This is a genomic window from Caballeronia jiangsuensis (genome assembly GCF_046030135.1).
Lineage (GTDB): Bacteria > Pseudomonadota > Gammaproteobacteria > Burkholderiales > Burkholderiaceae > Caballeronia > Caballeronia jiangsuensis.
Genome location: NZ_JAQQDB010000014.1, coordinates 1 through 17,939, shown reverse-complemented (window position 1 = coordinate 17,939; position 17,939 = coordinate 1). Strand labels below are relative to the sequence as shown.

General features: G+C 63.0%; 19 protein-coding genes. 12 read left to right on the top strand and 7 right to left on the bottom strand.

Going from position 1 to position 17,939, the window contains the following annotated elements:
- Positions 1–95: 95 nt before the first annotated feature.
- The 3 genes from glcC to dld all read left to right on the top strand — a co-directional run bounded on the left by glcC (position 96) and on the right by dld (position 4,146).
- Complete coding sequence (glcC, locus tag PQR08_RS16485; RefSeq protein WP_250486600.1) at positions 96–863, top strand: transcriptional regulator GlcC; 768 nt, start codon at positions 96–98, stop codon at positions 861–863.
- A 207-nt stretch (positions 864–1,070) separates the two neighbouring features.
- Positions 1,071–2,399 carry an MFS transporter gene (locus PQR08_RS16480; RefSeq protein WP_250486599.1) on the top strand — a complete coding sequence of 443 codons (1,329 nt, stop codon included), beginning with the start codon at positions 1,071–1,073 and terminating at the stop codon, positions 2,397–2,399.
- Positions 2,400–2,406: 7 nt separating this feature from the next.
- A complete protein-coding gene (gene dld, locus PQR08_RS16475) occupies positions 2,407–4,146 on the top strand; it encodes a D-lactate dehydrogenase (protein WP_250486598.1) in 1,740 nt (579 codons plus the stop codon).
- 9 nt (positions 4,147–4,155) lie between these two features.
- Here the strand turns inward: dld and PQR08_RS16470 are convergent, their stop codons facing one another.
- The 3 genes from PQR08_RS16470 to PQR08_RS16460 are packed head-to-tail and all read right to left on the bottom strand — an operon-like array spanning position 4,156 to position 7,087.
- Entirely contained in the window at positions 4,156–5,049 is an 894-nt protein-coding gene (locus PQR08_RS16470; protein ID WP_250486597.1) for a tyrosine-protein phosphatase, read from the bottom strand.
- Positions 5,046–6,353 carry an ATP-binding protein gene (locus tag PQR08_RS16465; RefSeq protein ID WP_408161812.1) on the bottom strand — a complete coding sequence of 436 codons (1,308 nt, stop codon included), beginning with the start codon at positions 6,351–6,353 and terminating at the stop codon, positions 5,046–5,048. The genes PQR08_RS16470 and PQR08_RS16465 overlap by 4 nt, the downstream gene beginning before the upstream one ends.
- Before the next feature lie 5 nt (positions 6,354–6,358).
- A complete protein-coding gene (locus tag PQR08_RS16460; protein ID WP_187606810.1) occupies positions 6,359–7,087 on the bottom strand; it encodes a response regulator in 729 nt (242 codons plus the stop codon).
- A 241-nt stretch (positions 7,088–7,328) separates the two neighbouring features.
- Between PQR08_RS16460 and PQR08_RS16455 the strand changes: the two genes are divergently transcribed.
- The 4 genes from PQR08_RS16455 to PQR08_RS16440 all read left to right on the top strand — a co-directional run bounded on the left by PQR08_RS16455 (position 7,329) and on the right by PQR08_RS16440 (position 10,120).
- Positions 7,329–8,084 (top strand): response regulator, encoded by a 756-nt coding sequence (locus tag PQR08_RS16455; RefSeq protein WP_250486595.1) that lies wholly within the window; start codon positions 7,329–7,331, stop codon positions 8,082–8,084.
- Between the two features lie 352 nt (positions 8,085–8,436).
- Complete coding sequence (locus PQR08_RS16450) at positions 8,437–8,919, top strand: Hcp family type VI secretion system effector (RefSeq protein ID WP_250486594.1); 483 nt, start codon at positions 8,437–8,439, stop codon at positions 8,917–8,919.
- Positions 8,920–9,138: 219 nt separating this feature from the next.
- Entirely contained in the window at positions 9,139–9,561 is a 423-nt protein-coding gene (locus PQR08_RS16445) for a DUF3592 domain-containing protein (protein WP_238212271.1), read from the top strand.
- Positions 9,548–10,120 (top strand): hypothetical protein, encoded by a 573-nt coding sequence (locus tag PQR08_RS16440; protein WP_238212272.1) that lies wholly within the window; start codon positions 9,548–9,550, stop codon positions 10,118–10,120. Before PQR08_RS16445 ends, PQR08_RS16440 begins: the two co-directional genes overlap by 14 nt.
- 58 nt (positions 10,121–10,178) lie before the next feature.
- Here the strand turns inward: PQR08_RS16440 and PQR08_RS16435 are convergent, their stop codons facing one another.
- Genes PQR08_RS16435 through PQR08_RS16420 form a run of 4 tightly spaced genes read right to left on the bottom strand, consistent with a single transcriptional unit; the run spans position 10,179 to position 11,843 of the window.
- Complete coding sequence (locus tag PQR08_RS16435; RefSeq protein ID WP_250486593.1) at positions 10,179–10,847, bottom strand: flagellar basal body L-ring protein FlgH; 669 nt, start codon at positions 10,845–10,847, stop codon at positions 10,179–10,181.
- Positions 10,848–10,867: 20 nt separating this feature from the next.
- Positions 10,868–11,488 (bottom strand): hypothetical protein, encoded by a 621-nt coding sequence (locus PQR08_RS16430; RefSeq protein WP_238212274.1) that lies wholly within the window; start codon positions 11,486–11,488, stop codon positions 10,868–10,870.
- A 1-nt stretch (position 11,489) separates the two neighbouring features.
- Complete coding sequence (locus tag PQR08_RS16425) at positions 11,490–11,672, bottom strand: DUF6726 family protein (protein ID WP_035500446.1); 183 nt, start codon at positions 11,670–11,672, stop codon at positions 11,490–11,492.
- A 3-nt stretch (positions 11,673–11,675) separates the two neighbouring features.
- Positions 11,676–11,843: a hypothetical protein gene (locus tag PQR08_RS16420; protein WP_250486592.1), complete on the bottom strand. Its 168-nt coding sequence runs from the start codon at positions 11,841–11,843 to the stop codon at positions 11,676–11,678.
- A 382-nt stretch (positions 11,844–12,225) separates the two neighbouring features.
- On the opposite strand from PQR08_RS16420, the gene PQR08_RS16415 reads away from it, so the two are divergent.
- Genes PQR08_RS16415 through PQR08_RS16395 form a run of 5 tightly spaced genes read left to right on the top strand, consistent with a single transcriptional unit; the run spans position 12,226 to position 17,512 of the window.
- Positions 12,226–13,185 (top strand): ABC transporter substrate-binding protein, encoded by a 960-nt coding sequence (locus tag PQR08_RS16415; RefSeq protein WP_187606815.1) that lies wholly within the window; start codon positions 12,226–12,228, stop codon positions 13,183–13,185.
- Positions 13,186–13,191: 6 nt separating this feature from the next.
- Entirely contained in the window at positions 13,192–14,712 is a 1,521-nt protein-coding gene (locus tag PQR08_RS16410; RefSeq protein WP_250486591.1) for a sugar ABC transporter ATP-binding protein, read from the top strand.
- Positions 14,705–15,763, top strand: a complete 1,059-nt coding sequence (locus tag PQR08_RS16405; RefSeq protein ID WP_250486590.1) for an ABC transporter permease — start codon at positions 14,705–14,707, stop codon at positions 15,761–15,763. Before PQR08_RS16410 ends, PQR08_RS16405 begins: the two co-directional genes overlap by 8 nt.
- Positions 15,760–16,782 (top strand): galactofuranose ABC transporter, permease protein YjfF, encoded by a 1,023-nt coding sequence (gene yjfF, locus PQR08_RS16400; RefSeq protein ID WP_035500439.1) that lies wholly within the window; start codon positions 15,760–15,762, stop codon positions 16,780–16,782. Before PQR08_RS16405 ends, yjfF begins: the two co-directional genes overlap by 4 nt.
- A 7-nt stretch (positions 16,783–16,789) precedes the next feature.
- Positions 16,790–17,512, top strand: a complete 723-nt coding sequence (locus PQR08_RS16395) for a FadR/GntR family transcriptional regulator (RefSeq protein WP_187606819.1) — start codon at positions 16,790–16,792, stop codon at positions 17,510–17,512.
- The last annotated feature ends 427 nt before the right edge of the window (positions 17,513–17,939 follow it).

Here is a 17,939-nt window from a genome sequence, read left to right as displayed (position 1 = left end):
CCTCGAATGGCCGAACACTCACGCCGACTTCAGGAATGCTAGCATCGCCCTGAGCGAAGGTTCTTTTGCAAGTGGTCGGACCAGTGAGGCGCAGCATGCTCGAAGACAACCAGGAAGAGGCGTTACAGATCGCGGATGTCGTCGCCGGACGTATCGAAGCGCTGATCGTCGACGGCGTGCTGAAACCCGGTCAGGCGCTGCCTTCCGAGCGACGGCTGACCGCGAAGCTGGGCGCGTCGCGATCGGCGGTGCGGGAAGGATTGAAGGTGCTGCGCACGCGCGGCATCATCGAGACCTCGCATGGACGCGGCTCGTTCGTCGCCGCGCTGACGACGCAGCCCGCGCTCACGCCGATGATGCATCTGCTCGGCTCGCAGCCGCGCACCCTATACGACATCTTCGAAGTGCGCGAAATGCTCGAAGCCGAATCGGCGCGGCTGGCGGCGCTGCGCGGCACGCAGGCCGATTTCGCGCTCATCACCCGCCGATACGAAGAGATGCTCGCCGCGAACGAGAGCGACGTGGGCGAATCGGCCCGCGCGCGGCTCGACTATAACTTCCATCTCTCGATCTGCGAGGCGTCGCACAATCCCGTGCTGGTGCACACGCTGAGCTCGCTCACGGATCTGCTGCTCAGTTCGGTCTTCGCGTCGGTCAACAACCTCTACCATCGTGAAGAGCAGAAGCGAGTCATCGACAAGCAGCACGCCCGTCTCTACAAGGCCGTGCTCGGCAAACAGCCGGAGCAGGCGCGCAAGGCCGCGAGCACGCATATTACGACGACGACCGCCTGCATGCGGGAAATCGAGGCCGAAGAGCAGCGCCTGGTGCGCGCGACCTTGCGGCTCAAGGGCTGGACGTGATCCCGCGCCGCGCGTGGGCGCACAAGCGTGCGAAAGCCCGCGCGCCCTCGCCGTCATTGATTCACGCGGAAAAGCACATCTGGCACGCCAAAAAGAAGTGGTAGGACCAGTGGTTCGACATCTCGACAGTCTCTTACTGGCACGGAACAATGCGCTGCAGCAAAGCCAGTAGCGGCACCAAGCCGCACGATTCAGGAGACTCTCACGATGAACCCAACCAGCCCGACAGCCACGACCGAGTTCGAAAACGCGACGTACGCGAAAGTGACCTTGCGTCTGCTGCCCTTCCTTTTCATCTGCTACGTTGCGGCCTATCTGGATCGCGTCAACGTCGGATTCGCGAAGCTGCAGATGCTCAACGACCTGAAGTTCAGCGAGTCCGTGTACGGGCTGGGCGCGGGTATTTTCTTCATCGGCTATTTCCTGTTCGAGGTGCCGAGCAACATCCTGCTGCATCGCGTGGGAGCGCGCGTGTGGATCAGCCGCATCATGGTGACGTGGGCGCTGGTGTCGGCGGCGTCGCTCTTCGTGAAGACGCCCGCGATGTTCTACACGCTGCGCTTTCTGCTCGGCGTCGCCGAAGCCGGGTTCTTTCCCGGCATCGTGCTGTATCTGACGTACTGGTATCCGGGAAAGCGACGCGGCCGCATGAACGCGCTCTTCATGATCGGCATTCCGGTCGCGGGCGTGGTCGGCGGTCCGCTGTCGGGCTGGATCATGCAGGCGTTCAACGGCGTCCACGGCCTGTCGAACTGGCAATGGCTTTTCCTGCTCGAAGCGGTTCCTTCGCTCGTGCTCGGCATCCTGACCTTGTTCATGCTGCCGAACGGCATCCGCGCCGCGTCGTGGCTCAACGCGCAGGAGAAGCAGCTTCTCGAAGACAACATCGCACGCGATGAACCCGCCGGCGCCGATCATTCGCTGAAGAGCGTCGTGTCGAACGGCCGTGTGTGGCGGCTCGCCGCGATCTACTTCTGCTGCATGATGGGCCTCTACGGCGTGAGCTTCTATCTGCCGACGCTCATCAAGACGGCGGGCGTGAAGGACGCGCTCGACGTCGGCCTGTTCACCGCGATTCCCTACGCGGTCGCAATGGTGTCGATGATTCTCGTCGCGCGCTCTTCCGACCGCCGCAACGAACGCCGCTGGCATCTCGCGCTGGCGGGTATCGCGGCCGCGGCGGGCTTCTATGCAAGCACGCTTCAAACGGGCAACCTCACGCTCGCGCTGGTCACGCTGTCGCTCGGCACGGCCGGCGTGCTGTCGATGATGCCGGTCTTCTGGACCTATCCGAGCAGCGTGCTGACCGGCACCGCTGCGGCAGCCGGCATCGCGATGATCAACTCGATCGGCAACCTCGCCGGCTTCGTGAGTCCGTCGATCATCGGCTGGATGAAGGATGTCACGCACAGCACGAACGCAGGGCTCGTCGTGGTCGCGGGTGCGCTCGTCGTCGGCGCGGTGCTGACGCTCACGCAGCGCGCGACGGCGGGATCGTCAGCGGAGTCTTCGTCTTCGGCACCGCGCCGCGCGTGAGGCCATCATGTCCGTCACCGCCCCTTCCGCCCGCTCGTTCGGCGCGTCGCGCACGAGCCTGCTCGCATCGCTCGGCGATATCGTCGGCACGCACAACGTGCTCACCGGCGATGGAGAAACGCGCCGCTACCGCACCGGCTATCGCTTCGGCAGCGGCCGCGTGCTGGCGGTCGTGCGGCCCGGCACGCTCGTCGAGCAATGGCGCGTGCTTGCCTCATGCATCGCCGCGCGCGCGATCGTCATCACGCAGGCGTCGAACACCGGTCTGACGGGCGGCTCGACACCCGATGGCGATAGCTACGATCGCGACATCGTCATCGTCAGCACGACGCGCATCAAACGCGTGCATCTGATCAGGGGCGGAACTCAGGTGGTCTGCATCGGCGGCACGACGCTCGATCAACTCGAACGCGCGCTTAAGCCGCTCGGACGCGAGCCGCATTCGGTGATCGGCTCGTCGTGCATCGGCGCATCGGTGCTGGGCGGCATCAGCAACAACTCGGGCGGCTCGCTCGTGCATCGCGGGCCGGCTTATACGGAGATGGCGGTGTTCGCCGCCGTCGATGCATCGGGCGTGCTGCGCCTCGTGAATCATCTGGGCATCGAGCTCGGCAGCACGCCCGACGAGATTCTCGCGCGCATCGAAAACGGCACGTTCACCGATGCCGATGTTCGCGAAGGCGCGGCCGCCTCGGATCACGAATACGCGACACATGTCCGCGATATCGACGCTTCAACGCCCGCGCGCTTCAACGCCGATCCGCGGCGTCTGTTCGAAGCATCCGGCTCCGCGGGCAAGGTGATGACGTTCGCGGTGCGTCTCGACACGTTCGCCGCCGAGCGAGGCGCGAAGGTGTTCTACATCGTCACGAACGACACGAACGTGCTGACCGCCATTCGACGCCACGCGCTCGCGAACTTCACGCATCTGCCGATCGCGGGCGAGTATCTGCATCGCGATGCGTTCGATGTCGCGAAGCAATACGGCAAGGACCTCTTCGTCATCATCGACAAGTTCGGCACGGATCGATTGCCCCTGTTCTTCAATCTGAAGACGCGTTGCGATGCGTGGTTCGAGCGCCTCGGCTTCATGCCGAAGCACATGAGCGATCGCGTGCTGCAATGGTTGAGCGAACGTCTGCCGGATCATCTGCCCGCGCGTCTGACGAGATATCGCGAACAGTATGAGCATCATCTGATGCTGAAGGTGCCGGCGGCGGGCATCGAGGAAGCACGCGCGTTTCTGGCGCAGCGCTTCGCGAACGGTGGAGGCGCGTATTTCGAATGCACCGATGAAGAAGGCCGCAAAGCCTTTTTGCATCGCTTCGCGGCGGCGAGCGCGGCGGTGCGCTATCGCGCGGTGCATCATCGCGAGGTCGAGGATATCGTCGCGCTCGATATCGCGTTACGGCGCAACGACCGCGACTGGTTCGAACGGCTGCCGGAAAGGATCGAGCGCCCGATCGTGTTGAAGCTGTATTACGGGCACTTTCTGTGTCACGTGTTCCATCAGGACTACATCGTCGCCAAGGGCAACGATTGCATGGCGCTGGAGCACGAGATGCTCGAATTGCTCGATGACCGCGGCGCCGAATATCCCGCCGAGCACAACGTGGGGCATCTGTACGAGGCGAAGCCGCAGCTTGCCGACTTCTACAAGCAACTCGATCCGTGCAATTGCTTCAATCCGGGAATCGGGAAGACGTCGAAATTCGCGGCGTACCGGGAGCATGCGGCGGAAGCCTGAACGAGCTGCCTACGCGATCAACTTCGCCCGCAACATCGCCACATCCGCACTGGTCATCGACAAGCCCTGCGCGAGATAGCGGCTCAGCGTCCCGTACTCGCGATGCATCTCGTCGAACGCCGCTTCGATGGTCGCGCTTTGCGCCTGATACAGCGGCACGACAGTCTGCGTATCGGTTCCGAGCCGCGTCGCATGCGCGGTCATGCGTGCATCGATCTGCGTCTGCGCCACGGTGTTCGTCAGCAGATAGTCCTGGATGATCACGTCGAGCGGCACATCCGCGATGGAGAGCAGGAGCGCCGCCGCCCAGCCTGTGCGATCCTTGCCCGCCGTGCCGTGTACCACCTGCGGCCCCGACACGCGCGCGAGCTGCGTCAGCAGCAGGCCGAACTGCAAACGCGCGACCGGGTCCGTGACGAGTTGCCGCTGACGCTCGACGATCCATGCGCTCGCGGCTGCGGCGTCGGCCGGTGCCGCGGCGGCGACGTCGATCGGCGCGATCTCATGCGTCTCACGCACCGCACCCGACGGCACGCGATCCGGCGCAAGCGACGCCTCTCCCACCACACGAAGATCATGCACCGCGCTCAGCGACAAACGCGCGAGCGCGGCCGCGTCGGCATCGTCGGGCGTGAGCGCGCCCGAGCGATAGAACACGCCGCGCCGCAAGCGCGCGCCATCGACGGTCGGATAGCCTTCGCCCATCCCCGCAACATCGCGGAAGTTTTCGATCGTGGACAGCTTCGGCGTTTCGGTGACGCTCTGATCATCGCCCGCGCCGCCGCATGCCGACAGCAGCGCGCTCGCGCCGAACGTGCTCGAAAGCAGCGCCACACGTGCGCCGCCCCGGATGAAAGCACGACGCGACAAAGGCATCGAACGCATGGACGAAGCGGGCTTCATGTTTCTTCGCAGGGAATGACGATGCGCACGATCAGCCCGCCGCCTTCGGCATTGCCGATTTCGCAGCGGCCGCGCTGCTCACGCGCAAGGCGTTCAACGATGGTGAGCCCGAGTCCGCAATGGCCGTTGCCGCTGCGCGCGGGATCGAGCCGCACGAAGGGCCGCAATACGTCGTCGAGGCGTTCATCGGGAATGCCGGGTCCGTGGTCGCGCACTTCGATCAGCCAGTCATCGCCCTGACGCGCCGTGCGTATCTCCACGGGCGGCTCGCCGTGCTCAAGCGCATTGTCGACGAGATTCGTCATCAGGCGATCGATGAAAGTCCGCGGCAGTCTGAACGTATCGCCGGCTTCGAGCGACAGCGCGAACAAGGGCTCGTCGCCATCTTCGGGCGATGCGAACTGCTCCGCGATGAACGCATCGACACCGGTCTTCGTGTTGTCCGAAGACGAGCGCCCCGCGAATTCGAGAAACTGCTGCACGATGCGCGTCATCGAATCGATATCGCGCAGGAAATGGGCGCGCTCGCGCTCGTCCTTCGCGAGCACGCTCGCGCGCAGCGACAATCGCGTGAGCGGCGCCTTCAGATCGTGCGCGATGCCGGCGAGCATCACGGCGCGATCGTCGTCGGCGTCGGTGAGTTTCTTCATCATCTGATTGAATGCGCCGATCAGCTCGCGCAATTCGCGCGGACCGTTTTCCTCGACGGGCACCGGCCGCTCGCCGCCGCCGAAGCGACGCGCCGCCTGTGCGACGCGTGCGAGCGGACGCTGCAATTGCCATGTCGCGATGAGCGAGAGCACGAGCGCGCCCGCGAGCAGCACGATGCCCTCCGTGATGAACGGCGCGGGCGGCGGCAGGTCGATCGGCGCGACGATCCACACGTTGCTCTGCGGATAACGCACCCAGAGCCGCGACTTGTTGTGGCCGTCGATATCGATGGCGATCTGCGAGCCTTCCGGCAAGCGGTCGGCGAGCTGGCGCGCGAGGTGCGCATGGCGCGTCTTCGCGGGATCGCGCAGCGTGAGCGGCTCGGGCATGTTCCACACCGGCACGATATGCACGCGCGTTTCGCGCATGAGCCGCCCGCCGAGCGCGACATCGTTATGCGCCGCTTCGAGCACGATGAGCAACGCGCGCGCGTAACCATCGGCTTCCTTGTGCGGCCCTTGCACGTGGAGAATCGCGAACCATCCGCCCTGAAGCGCGAGCAGCACGCAGATCGACACGATCGCCATGCGGCCGAACAGCGTGTCGATGAAACCGCGCGGCCTGCGCGCGGACTGCCAGAAACCGGAACGCATCGTGGTTACGCCCCGGTCCAGTCGAAAGCCGGAGCGTCCGTGTCGGGAACGAAGACGTAGCCCTGCCCGCGCACGGTCTGCACATGACGTGGATGCGACGGATCGTCTTCGATGAGGCGGCGCAGGCGCCAGATCGGCACGTCGAGGCCGCGATCGCGAAAAGGCAGATCGTCGCGATGGACGAGATCGTGAATCAGCACGCGCGACAGCACCTTGTACGGATGCTTGATAAACACCTTGAGCAGCGCGAACTCGCTGTCGCGCAGCGCGATGCGTTCGCCGCCGCTCGACAGCGAGCGCGTCACGAAATCCACCTCGAAGCGCCCGAAGCGTTCGCGCGGCGCGGGCTCGGGACGGCTCGGCGCGCTCGCGCGGCGTCTGAGCACAGCCTCGATGCGCGCGAGCAGTTCACGCGGATCGAACGGCTTGGCGAGGTAGTCGTCCGCGCCCGACTGCAGCCCGGCGATCTTTTGCGGCACGCTATCGCAACCGGTCACGAAGATCACCGGAATGTCCTCGCCCGCCGCGCGCAGATCGCGCAGCGCGCGCAGGCCGTCGATGTCCGGCATCATGATGTCGAGCACCACGATGGACGGACGTTCGAGTTCCAGCCGCCGGCGCAGCCCGCCGCCGTCGTGCAGCACGGAGACGTCGATGCCTTGCGTGTTGAAGAAGCGGCGCAGCAGATCGCGCACCGCGGGGTCGTCGTCGACGATGAGAACCGATGTAGACATCTCAAAATTTTATTCGGCCTTAATCCGTAATCGCGCGTCGTGCGCGTGGCGCGACATTACGGATGTTTACGGAAGCCATCCCGGACGCGATGAACGCGCGGAGTACGCGCGTGCTATTTCCCCTGAACCCGCGCACGCCGGAGACCGGGCCGCGCATCGCCGTTGAAACACGCCGTAACGGAAAGAAATGGAAAGTTCACGGCCATCGCGACGGCGTGGGCCTTGCGCTTAGAATCCGCGAATGACACCACATGTACTGATGGTCGATGACGACCCCGTCGTGCGCGATCACGTTCGCGACTATCTGCAGCAGCACGGCTTCGATGTCTCCGTTCTAAGCGACGGCACGGACCTCAAACGCCGCGTGCAGGCCGAGCGTCCCTCGATGATCGTGCTCGACGTGATGATGCCCGGCAAGGACGGCATCAGCGCGCTGCGCGAATTGCGCAATGCCCGCGACGATATCCCCGTGATCCTCTTGACCGCGCGCTCGGACGTGCTCGATCGCGTCATCGGGCTGGAACTCGGCGCGGATGATTACCTCGGCAAACCCTTCGATCCGCGCGAGCTGCTCGCGCGCATCCGTTCGATTTTGAGGCGCTTCGAGAGCGCTTCGCCGGTCACGGCCAGCGCGCCGGAGATTCGGCCGTCTTATCGTTTTGGCCCGTTCGAGATGGACTTCGGCGCGCGCGAGCTGCGCCGCGACGGCGAGCGCATCACGCTGCGCTCGGGTGAGTTTGCGCTGCTCAAGACGCTCGTCAAGAACGCGATGATCGTGCTCACGCGCACGGAGCTGAACGAAAAGATGCGCGGGAATGGCGCGCATCGCGATCGCAGTCTCGATGTGGCGATATGGCGGCTGCGGCGGCTGCTTGAAGTCGATCCGTCGGAGCCGCGTTATGTGCAGACGGTTTGGGGGCAGGGGTATATTTTTGTGCCGCATGGGGATCCGACGGCGGCGGGGCGGATTGCGGCGCAGGTGGACGAAGTCGCCTGAAAAAAGTGCAAGCCATCAATTCGTAGAATCCGGAAGCGGACAGAAAGGGCACGCCAAGAGCGCCGCCCGGAAGCACAGGCGGTGCGCGTCAGCGCACCCAAAGAAGCTTCTATCCGTTGTTTCCATAGCTTTCCGCTAATCTCGTCTCTCTACAATAAATAGGATTACTATCTTAAAACCAGCCATCAGATCGATTTTTCTCGCGTCCAGTCGAAAACTCTTAGTTGTCTTGCAAAGCTGATTTGCGGGATGCATCGCGTCAAATTGTGTTGACACTGAGCCATCACAATCGCTTTCATCGAAACTATGAAAGTCGTTCCGACGTCTTTGGACAATTGGCGAGAGTTGCTTGATGACAAACATCTATTTGAAAATTGACGGCATCACGGGGGAATCAGACGTGTTTGGTCACGAAGGAGAGATTGACGTGGTGAGCTGGGATTGGCTGCTGTCTCGCAACCTGCGCGACCAATCACCTCAAAATGAGACATCGATCGATCACCTCACTTTTGTTCACGAGGTTGGTCTTGCATCATCTGGATTGCTGAATTACCTGATTCAAAACAGGGTTGCAACCAAAGCTTTGCTGCGCGCCTACAAACCGACCGCGCAACCCCAGGCTGTGGGCGCGCTTGGAACACTGCTCCCGCCTCAGCCGTTCTTGAGCCTGACGCTGGAGAACGTCATGGTGATGAGTATCAAGCCATACGGTTGCGCGGGTGGTCATTATGAAGAGGTCGGACTCTCATTCAGTAAGTTCAAGCACGAGTATGCAAAGGGAGTGGCTGGACTGCCCGGCCCGAAAGCAACCGTTGAGCATGATTTGCGCCGATGACTAAGTCCGTGAAGCGTCGCATTAATTCGTTTGCAGCCCTTCTGGGAATTTCTCTTCTCTGCATGCAACGTCCTGCTCTCCCGTCTACTCTTGACTTCTTGAAAACTTCAAAAGTCGCTCCGGGCGAAGTCGTAAGGCTGGTTCCGGACGGCAAGCATCCCCAATGGGCGAATTACTCGGTCTTTCTGCCAGGTGGAAGTCGATATCTGAGGGAAATCGATGACTAACCGCACACGGCGTCGTATTAACTGGCCTGTTGTTTTCAGCGGCATAGCCTTGTTCTGCATCCAGCTTTCTTTTCTGCCATCTACCGTCGAGTTTGTGCGTACTTCCAAGGTAGCCCAGGCCGAAGTCGTAGGGTTGAATGCAGGTGGCAAGCACCCCCAAGTCGAATTCACGACATTCGATGGGGAGCACATATCAGTTCCGACAAGCAGTTGGTTTCGTTCCGTCAGCGTAGGCGACAAGGTAGAAATGCGCTTCGACCCGAAGCATCCTCGTATTGCACGGATAAACTCCCTGTTCGGTGTGTGGTTCCTCCATCTTTTTTGTGGAGTTCCGGCGATTGTTCTGGCAGTGGGTGGATTGCTTGGCCTCTCTGGCAAAGGGTCGGAGTTTGAGGAAGGCAATGATTCAAAGTGACTGGTCCTACGAGACATCGGCGGGGGGAAACGCGGGGCTGGGATTGCTTTCGATGTCAGGCGGTATGTTTGTCCTGAACGATCCGACCGGACGCAAATTCAGGTTCACCTACCATACAGGCGGAATGGGTCTGGGCTTGGCGGCTCGATTGCCTTCCCGGTTTCGTCTGCCCGAAATCAAACTGCCTCGGTTCATTTCGAAGGACGGCACCATTGCCGGGACCGGCGCAACCAGCGAATTCGAAGGCGGCGGTGTGATTTTTCGGCTCAGGAACAAGGAGCTGACACGCACAGACTATACCGGGCTAACGCTCAGTTTAGAGTTCGGCGGCGGTGTGCTTGTCGCGGGAAGCTTCACGTTGTTCTTAACGGGACTGAAGCAAGGCGTGGTTGTGGCGTGGCTGTTCAATCCGGGACTGTTCACGAATGTTCTATTTCAGTCTGCTACGGCTCTCGTCGTGTTTGCTGGCGTAAGCGAAGGCCTGGTAGATGCCATCGGCGTTTCGCCGATGCTTGGCTCCATTTCCTACGATGGACCATACCGGGATACGTCGCACTGAGCGCGCTTGAATCAGCAAAGGGAGGCTGGCGTGACGCGCATCGACCCGCCCCGCATCATCAAAAAGTCAGCACACTCATAAAAAGCCGTTGCAACCACCCCATCGTCGTCGAATCGGCGAGCATCCCCACCCCCGCCTGTTCGATACGCGCATTGGCCACCTTGTTCGACGCCACATAATTCCCCGCCTCGATATCCTTGGGATTGACGATGCCCGAGAAGCGCAACCGGTCCTGATTGCCGCTCATCGCGATGATCTTGTCGCCCGCGACCACGAGATTGCCGCCCGGCAAGGTGCCGATAACCGACACCGCGAGCGTGCCGCTCATCGCGGAAAGATTGCTCGTGCTCCCCTTACCCTTGAACGACGTATCCGCCGAGCCGACGTTGAAGAGCCGCGCGAGCCGCGCCGCCGCCCCGCTCGACTTGTCGGCGGCCTCGGCGCTGATGCTGCTCGCGCGGCTCGCGCTGGCATCCGCGGAATTGCTGCCCTGATACGACTCCGCGAGCCGGATCGTCAGCACGTCGCCGACCTTCTGAGCGCGCGAAGTCTCGTAGAGCGAGACCGAGCTGCCCGCCTGATAGATCGCGCCCAACGTGTTGACATTGACCGGCTGCGCGACGGCCGGCGCATAAGTCGGCATCTCGACGATCGAGCGCGACCCGGACGACGAGCACGCGGCGAGCGCGAGCACCAACGCCGCGCATGGCAATGACGCCAGTTTCATGAACAATCCTCTCCGTTGATTCAGGGCGCGTCGTGCACCGCGGCAAGACGCCATCTGTCGGTCGTATCGCGCAGCCACGCTTCGTATGCCTTCAGGCGATAGATCACGCGCGCCGACGCCGCCGCCCCGTTCGCTTCCAGCGTGATCGAGCTCGCCGCGTTCTCCCATGTGCGCGTCTGGTAGCCATTCGCGCGCTCGACGCGGCTCGTGCCGAATTTCGACGACAGCGCCTGCGCGAAGTCATCGGCGACACGCGCGTCGATCACGAACGACATGCGATAGAGCCGGGGCGACGCATCGCCCGGCATCGCCATGAAGCGCAGCACATGATCGCGCGCGGGCGCGCCATCGACGACCGCCAGCGATTCGCTCCATCCGTTTTGCGTGCGATGCGCCCACTTGCACGCGATCGACAGGCTGTGCGCATCGCGCAGCACCATGCCGAGCGAAGCCGCTTCGAGATCCGTGTCGCACACGGCGACGCTGCCGGGCGGCGTCGCGCGCGCGGGCTCCTCGTGGCGGAACGCATCGAGCGAGATGCCGAGCCGCAGGCCGCGGAAGTCGAAAGGCTTTTGCGCCGCCGCGAACGCAGGCATCGCCATGCAAACGAGAAAGGCACAACCCAGGAACGTTCGCTTCATGTCAGTCGATGGCGGTGGCGCAGGCATCGAAGGGCGTGGACGCGGCATGACCCACGACCGGCACGATCTTCAGCGCGGCCGATGTCACGCGGCACGGCAACGCGGCGAGCGCGCAGCCATCGAGCACGATCGGGCACGCCGCGAGCGCGACGCACGCGAGTACGAGACGAAAGGACGTCGCCATGATTCACGCGGTCGTGTCGACGTGATTGCCGAGATGCGCCGGATTGCTTGGCGTCGACTTCGCGTTCGGCGTGCCGGTTTCCACCGTCGGGGTTTCGGTGCCGCGCTTGATGGGCAGCGTGTGCGACAACGCTTGCGTCGTGTGTTGGGTGCTCGGGCTGGTGACGTTCATGCTGCGCGCTCCTTCAGTTTGGAAGACCGTTGCGGATTGCAACGCGGCAATCTTCCGTGAGCGCGCGATATGGCGATCGCACGAGAAAAACACGCTTTCCGCGAGAGCTTACGAGCCGTTACGCCGCTGTTACCAGTTATTGCTGCAACGCGGCGAAAGCGGCGAGATGGTATGACTGTTAAGTGGAAAAAGCGGGTTAACGTGAATTAAAAGTGGGCGAATAGCTTCATATAGTCAATCTATCTCGGCGCCGTTGCATCGACAGTTGAAAAACCCAAATACCGGAATGGCGAGGAGATAAATAGAACAACGAATTAAAAGGTTATTCCAGAATCATTCGAACAAGATCGATAAATAGCCAACGGATGGAGGAACCACTGACATGAAACGCCGCACCGTGTTAGTCGCGATGGCCGCCGCGCCCTTGAGCGCAATGCTCCCGCTTCCCGCCTTCGCGCAGAAACCCATCGTGCTCGGCTTCGCGCAGGTCGGCGCCGAAAGCGAATGGCGCACCGCGAATACCGAGTCGATCAAGTCGAGCGCGAAAGAAGCCGGCATCGACCTGAAATTCTCCGACGCCCAGCAGAAGCAGGAAAACCAGATCAAGGCGATACGCTCGTATATCGCGCAGAAGGTCGATGTGATCGCGTTCTCGCCGGTCGTCGAAACCGGCTGGGAAACCGTGCTCGTCGAAGCGAAGAACGCGAAGATTCCCGTCGTGCTCACCGACCGCGCGATCAGCAGCAAGGACGAGACGCTCTATGTGACCTTCATCGGCTCCGACTTCACCGAGGAAGGCCGCAAGGCGGGCCGCTGGCTCGTCGAGAAAGAGAAAGGCAACGCGGGGCCGATCAATATCGTGGAATTGCAGGGGACGGTAGGCTCCGCGCCCGCGATCGATCGCAAGAAAGGCTTCGAGGAAATCATCAAGTCCGATCCGAAGTTCAAGATCATCCGCTCGCAAACCGGCGACTTCACGCGCGCGAAGGGCAAGGAAGTGATGGAAGCGTTCCTCAAGGCCGAGGGCAAGAAGATCAACGTGCTCTACGCGCACAACGACGACATGGCGATCGGCGCGATCCAGGCTATCGAGGAAGCGGGCATGAAGCCGGGCAAGGACATCATCATCATTTCCGTGGATGGCGTGAAAGGCGCGTTCGAAGCGATGATGGCGGGCAAGCTCAATGTATCGGTCGAATGCAGTCCGTTGCTCGGGCCGCAACTGATGTCGGTCGTGAAGGACATCAAGGCGGGCAAGTCCGTGCCCAAGCGCATCGTTACGCAGGAAAGCATCTTCCCGATGGAGGTCGCGGCGAAGGAATTCCCCAATCGCAAATACTGATCTCCGATGACATCACCCGTACTGGAGTTGCGAGGCATCGACAAGCGCTTCGCCGGCGTGCATGCGTTGCAGGATGTGAACCTCGTCCTTCATCCGGGCGAGGTTCACGCGCTGATGGGACAGAACGGCGCGGGCAAGTCGACGCTCATCAAGGTGCTCACCGGCGTCGTGAGTCTCGACGCCGGCGAAATCCTGCTCGACGGCCGCGCGATTCGCCCGGAGTCGCCGCTCGACGCGCAGAAACTCGGCATCAGCACGGTCTATCAGGAAGTGAATCTCTGCCCGAATCTCTCGGTGGCGGAGAACATCTTCGCGGGCTATTTTCCGCGACGCGGCGCGCTTGCCGGCTATCGCATCGACTGGGACGCGACGAACCGGCAGGCGCGTGAGTTGCTCGCGCGCATCGGGCTCGATATCGACGTGACGCGCGTGCTGACGAGTTATTCGGTCGCCGTGCAGCAGATGGTCGCGATTGCGCGGGCGCTGAAGCTATCGTCGAAAGTGCTGATCCTCGACGAGCCGACTTCCAGCCTCGACGACGACGAAGTGCGCCGCCTCTTCGACGTGCTGCGCCGGCTGCGCGAACAGGGTCTCGCCATTCTGTTCGTCACGCACTTTCTGAATCAGGTCTACGCGATCTCCGATCGCATCACGGTGTTGCGCAACAGCCGGCGCGTCGGTGAATGGCGCGCGAGCGAGCTGGGCACGCAGGCGCTCATCGCGGCGATGCTCGGGCGCGAGCTCGCCGCCGCGCAGGCGCGTCAGGCGCCGCCCGAAGAGTCCGATGCAGGCGTCGCGGATAACGCCGTGCTCGACGCCATCCGGCTCGGCCAGAAAGGACAATTGCAACCGCTCGATCTGCGCGTGCGCGCGGGCGAAGTGGTCGGCGTCGCGGGGCTGCTCGGGTCCGGGCGCACCGAGCTCGCGAAGCTGCTCTTCGGTCTGGAGAAGCCCGACGAAGGCGAACTGCGCATCGATGGCAAGCCCGTTTCGTTCGCGACGCCCGCGCAGGCGATCCGTCATGGCATCGCGTTCTGTCCGGAGGAGCGCAAGGCGGATGGCATCGTGGCCGAGCTGTCGTTGCGCGAGAACATTGCGCTCGCGTTGCAGGCGCGCATGGGCGCGCGACGCTGCCTCACGCGCGCCGAACAGAACGCGCTCGCCGAACGCTTCGTGCGCGCGCTCGGCATCAAGGCCGCGACGCTCGACATGCCGATCGGCCTGCTTTCCGGCGGCAATCAGCAAAAGGCGCTCATCGCGCGATGGCTCGCGACCGAGCCGCGCCTCCTGATTCTCGACGAGCCCACGCGCGGCATCGATGTCGCGGCGAAGCAGGAAATCATGGACGAGATAATGCGCCTCGCATCGACGGGCATGGCGGTGCTCTTCATCTCGTCGGAGATCTCGGAGATCGTGCGCATCGCGAACCGCATCGTCGTGCTGCGCGACCGTCGCAAGGTCGGCGAGCTTCCGGCGGGAACGAGCGAGGACACCGTCTGCGAAATGATCGGAGCCGAACATGGATGACACCGTGCGGCGTGGAATGCTTCGCTCGGCGATGGAGCATCGGCTAGGCTGGCCGATCGTCACGCTCGCGCTGTTGCTTGCGTTGAACGCGGCGTTCAATCCGGGCTTCCTGCATGTCGAATGGCGCGATCATCATCTCTACGGCAGCCTCGTCGATATCCTCAATCGCGCCGCGCCGCTCGCGGTCGTCGCGCTCGGCATGACCATCGTGATCGCGACGCGCGGCATCGATATCTCCGTGGGCGCGGTCGTCGCCATCGCGGGCGCGGTCGCCGCATGGGCGATCGGCGGGTCGGTCGCGGGCACCGTCACGCGCTTTCCGTTGCCCGTCGTGATCGTGCTCGCGCTCGGCGTCGCGTTGCTGTGCGGGCTGTGGAACGGCGTGCTCGTCGCGCGCGCGGGCATGCAGCCGATCATCGCGACGCTCATTCTCATGGTCGCGGGACGCGGCATCGCGCAGCTCATCACGAGCGGCCAGATCATCACGATCTACTACTCGCCCTACTTCTTCTTCGGCGGCGGTTATCTGCTCGGCGTGCCGATGTCGATACTGATCGTCGCGCTCGTGTTCGTGCTGCTCTATCTCGCGATCACACGCACCGCACTCGGGCTGTTCCTGCAGGCGATCGGCATCAATCCGACCGCCGCGCGCGTCGCGGGCGTGCAGGCGCGCAGGCTCACGCTCGGCGCGTATGCGTTCAGCGGATTGTGTGCGGGCGTCGCGGGCATACTGATCAGCTCGAATGTGAAAAGCGCCGACGGCAACAACGCGGGCCTGCTGCTCGAACTCGACGCGATCCTCGCCGTCACGCTCGGCGGCACCGCGCTGACCGGCGGGCGCTTCACGCTCGCGGGCAGCGTGATCGGCGCGCTCATCATCCAGACGCTCACGTATCTGATCTATTCGCTCGGCGTGCCGCCGGAGGTGAACCTCGTCGTGAAGGCGATCGTGGTGTTCGTGGTGATGATGCTGCAATCGGGCGAATTCCGCGCGACGGTCGCGAAGTTCGCGCGCCGCCCCGCTCTTTCCGACCGCGAGGTGCGCCGATGAATTCGGGCCTGCCCACGCTCACGCAGCATCGCAAGGGCGACACGCCGCCGCGCAAGACATCGCGCAGCCGCTACCTTCCGCTCGCCGCGACGATATCGCTGTTCATCGCCGTTTCGGTGCTCGGCTCGGTGATGTACACCGGCTTCTTCTCGCCGCAGGTCTTTCTCAATCTGTTGATCGACAATGCGTTTCTGATCGTCGTCGCGGTGGGCGAGACCTTCGTGATTCTGTCGGGCGGCATCGATCTGTCGGTGGGATCGGTGATCGCGCTCACGACGATGGTCTCCGCCGCGCTCGTCGAAAAGGCGGGCTGGCATCCGCTCGTGGTGATCCCGCTCGTGCTCGCGATGGGCACTGCGTTCGGCACGCTGATGGGCTGGCTGATCGCGCGTTTCCGGCTGCAACCGTTCATCGTCACGCTCGCGGGGATGTTCCTCGCGCGCGGGCTGTGCTATCTCATCAGCATCGATTCGATCAGCATCACGGACCCGTGGTACGCAGCCGTTTCGCAGCTTCGCATACCCGTGATGAGCGGCGCGTCGCTATCGCTCGGCGCGGTGATCGCACTCGTCGTGCTCGCCGCCGCGGTGTTCGTCGCGCATTACACGCCGTTCGGACGCACCATCTACGCGGTCGGCGGCAATCCGCATTCCGCGCTGCTGATGGGCTTGCCGGTGAATGCGGCGACCATCGGCGCCTACGCGTTGTCGGGCTTCTGCTCCGCGCTCGGCGGCGTGCTGTTCACGTTCTACATGCTCTCGGGATACGGCCTGCATGCGATGGGGCTCGAACTCGACGCGATCGCTTCGGTCGTCATCGGCGGGACGCTGCTGACGGGCGGTGTCGGCTATGTGATCGGCACGCTGTTCGGCGTGCTGTTGCTCGGCATCATCCAGACGCTGATTTCGTTCGACGGCTCGCTCAGTTCGTGGTGGACGAAGATCGCGGTCGGCGCGCTGCTGCTCGTGTTCTGTCTGTCGCAGCGGGCGTTCGGTGAGCGCGGCGCGGCGAAGCGCTGACGACGATATGGACTATCGCCATCCACAGCCCCGCAAGAGCATGCACGCGCGCATCGTGCAGGAGCTCGGCATCGAGATCGTGAGCGGCAAGCTCAAGCCGGGCGATCGCCTGCCCGCCGAGGCGAAGCTGTGCGAAGCGTATGGCGTGAGCCGGCCCGTGCTGCGCGAAGCGACGCGCGTGCTCGTTGCGAAAGGTCTCGTCCTGTCGAAGCCGCGTCTGGGCAGTGTCGTGCGTCCGCGCGATGAATGGCACACGCTCGATCCCGATGTGCTTTTCTGGACGATCAACAGCGTGCACGAAGGCGAGTTCTTTCAGTCGCTGCTCGTGGTGCGCAGGATCGTCGAGCCTGCGGCCGCCGCGCTCGCCGCATCGAACGCGACGGAGGAGGATGTCGCGCTTATCCGTGATGCGTTCGAGCGCATGTCGCACGCGGACACGCCCGAGGCGTTGCTCGCGCCCGATCTCGAGTTTCATCGCGCGATCATGACCGCGACGCACAACGATATGCTGATGTACATCGGACATATGCTGACGCTGGCGCTGTCGGAGTCGATCAAGCTGACGAGTCGTCATCCGGATACGCATGCGCTGTCATTGCCGCGGCACAAGGCGATTCTCACTGCTATCGCGAATCGTGATCCGCTCGGGGCGCGGCATGCGAGTCTCGTGCAACTCGACAATGCATTGGCTGATGCGCAAAGCGTGTTGTCGGCGGTTTATCAGGAATAATGTCTTCGCGTAGGGTTTTTGGGGGGGTTTTCGCCGGATCCCGTGTTCGTGTCGGTTTATTAGCACTGCCCCTCCCCGGGGCGGGGGTCACTTTCTTTGCTGCTGCAAAGAAAGTAACCAAAGAAAGCAGCTTCTCAGCGCCCGCGGTCACACGCACGTTGGCCATGCTTGCCAGCCCACGGTGGCCCTCGCCTAAGTGTCGCCCTCACAGGCCTAATCGGGCTTGGCTCGCGCACGGTCTGCCGCACCAAATGTTTTGGCGTGCTGGTTCAGCGCCAAATAGCTTCGGCACAGCGCTACGCGCTGCCGTTGGGTATGCGAGGGAAACCGACTAAGAAGAAGCGCACGCCGACCCGATTGACCCATCGGCCGCGTAGCGGGCCGGAGCTATTTGGTGCTGAACCAACGCGCTCAAGGTTATGGCTCG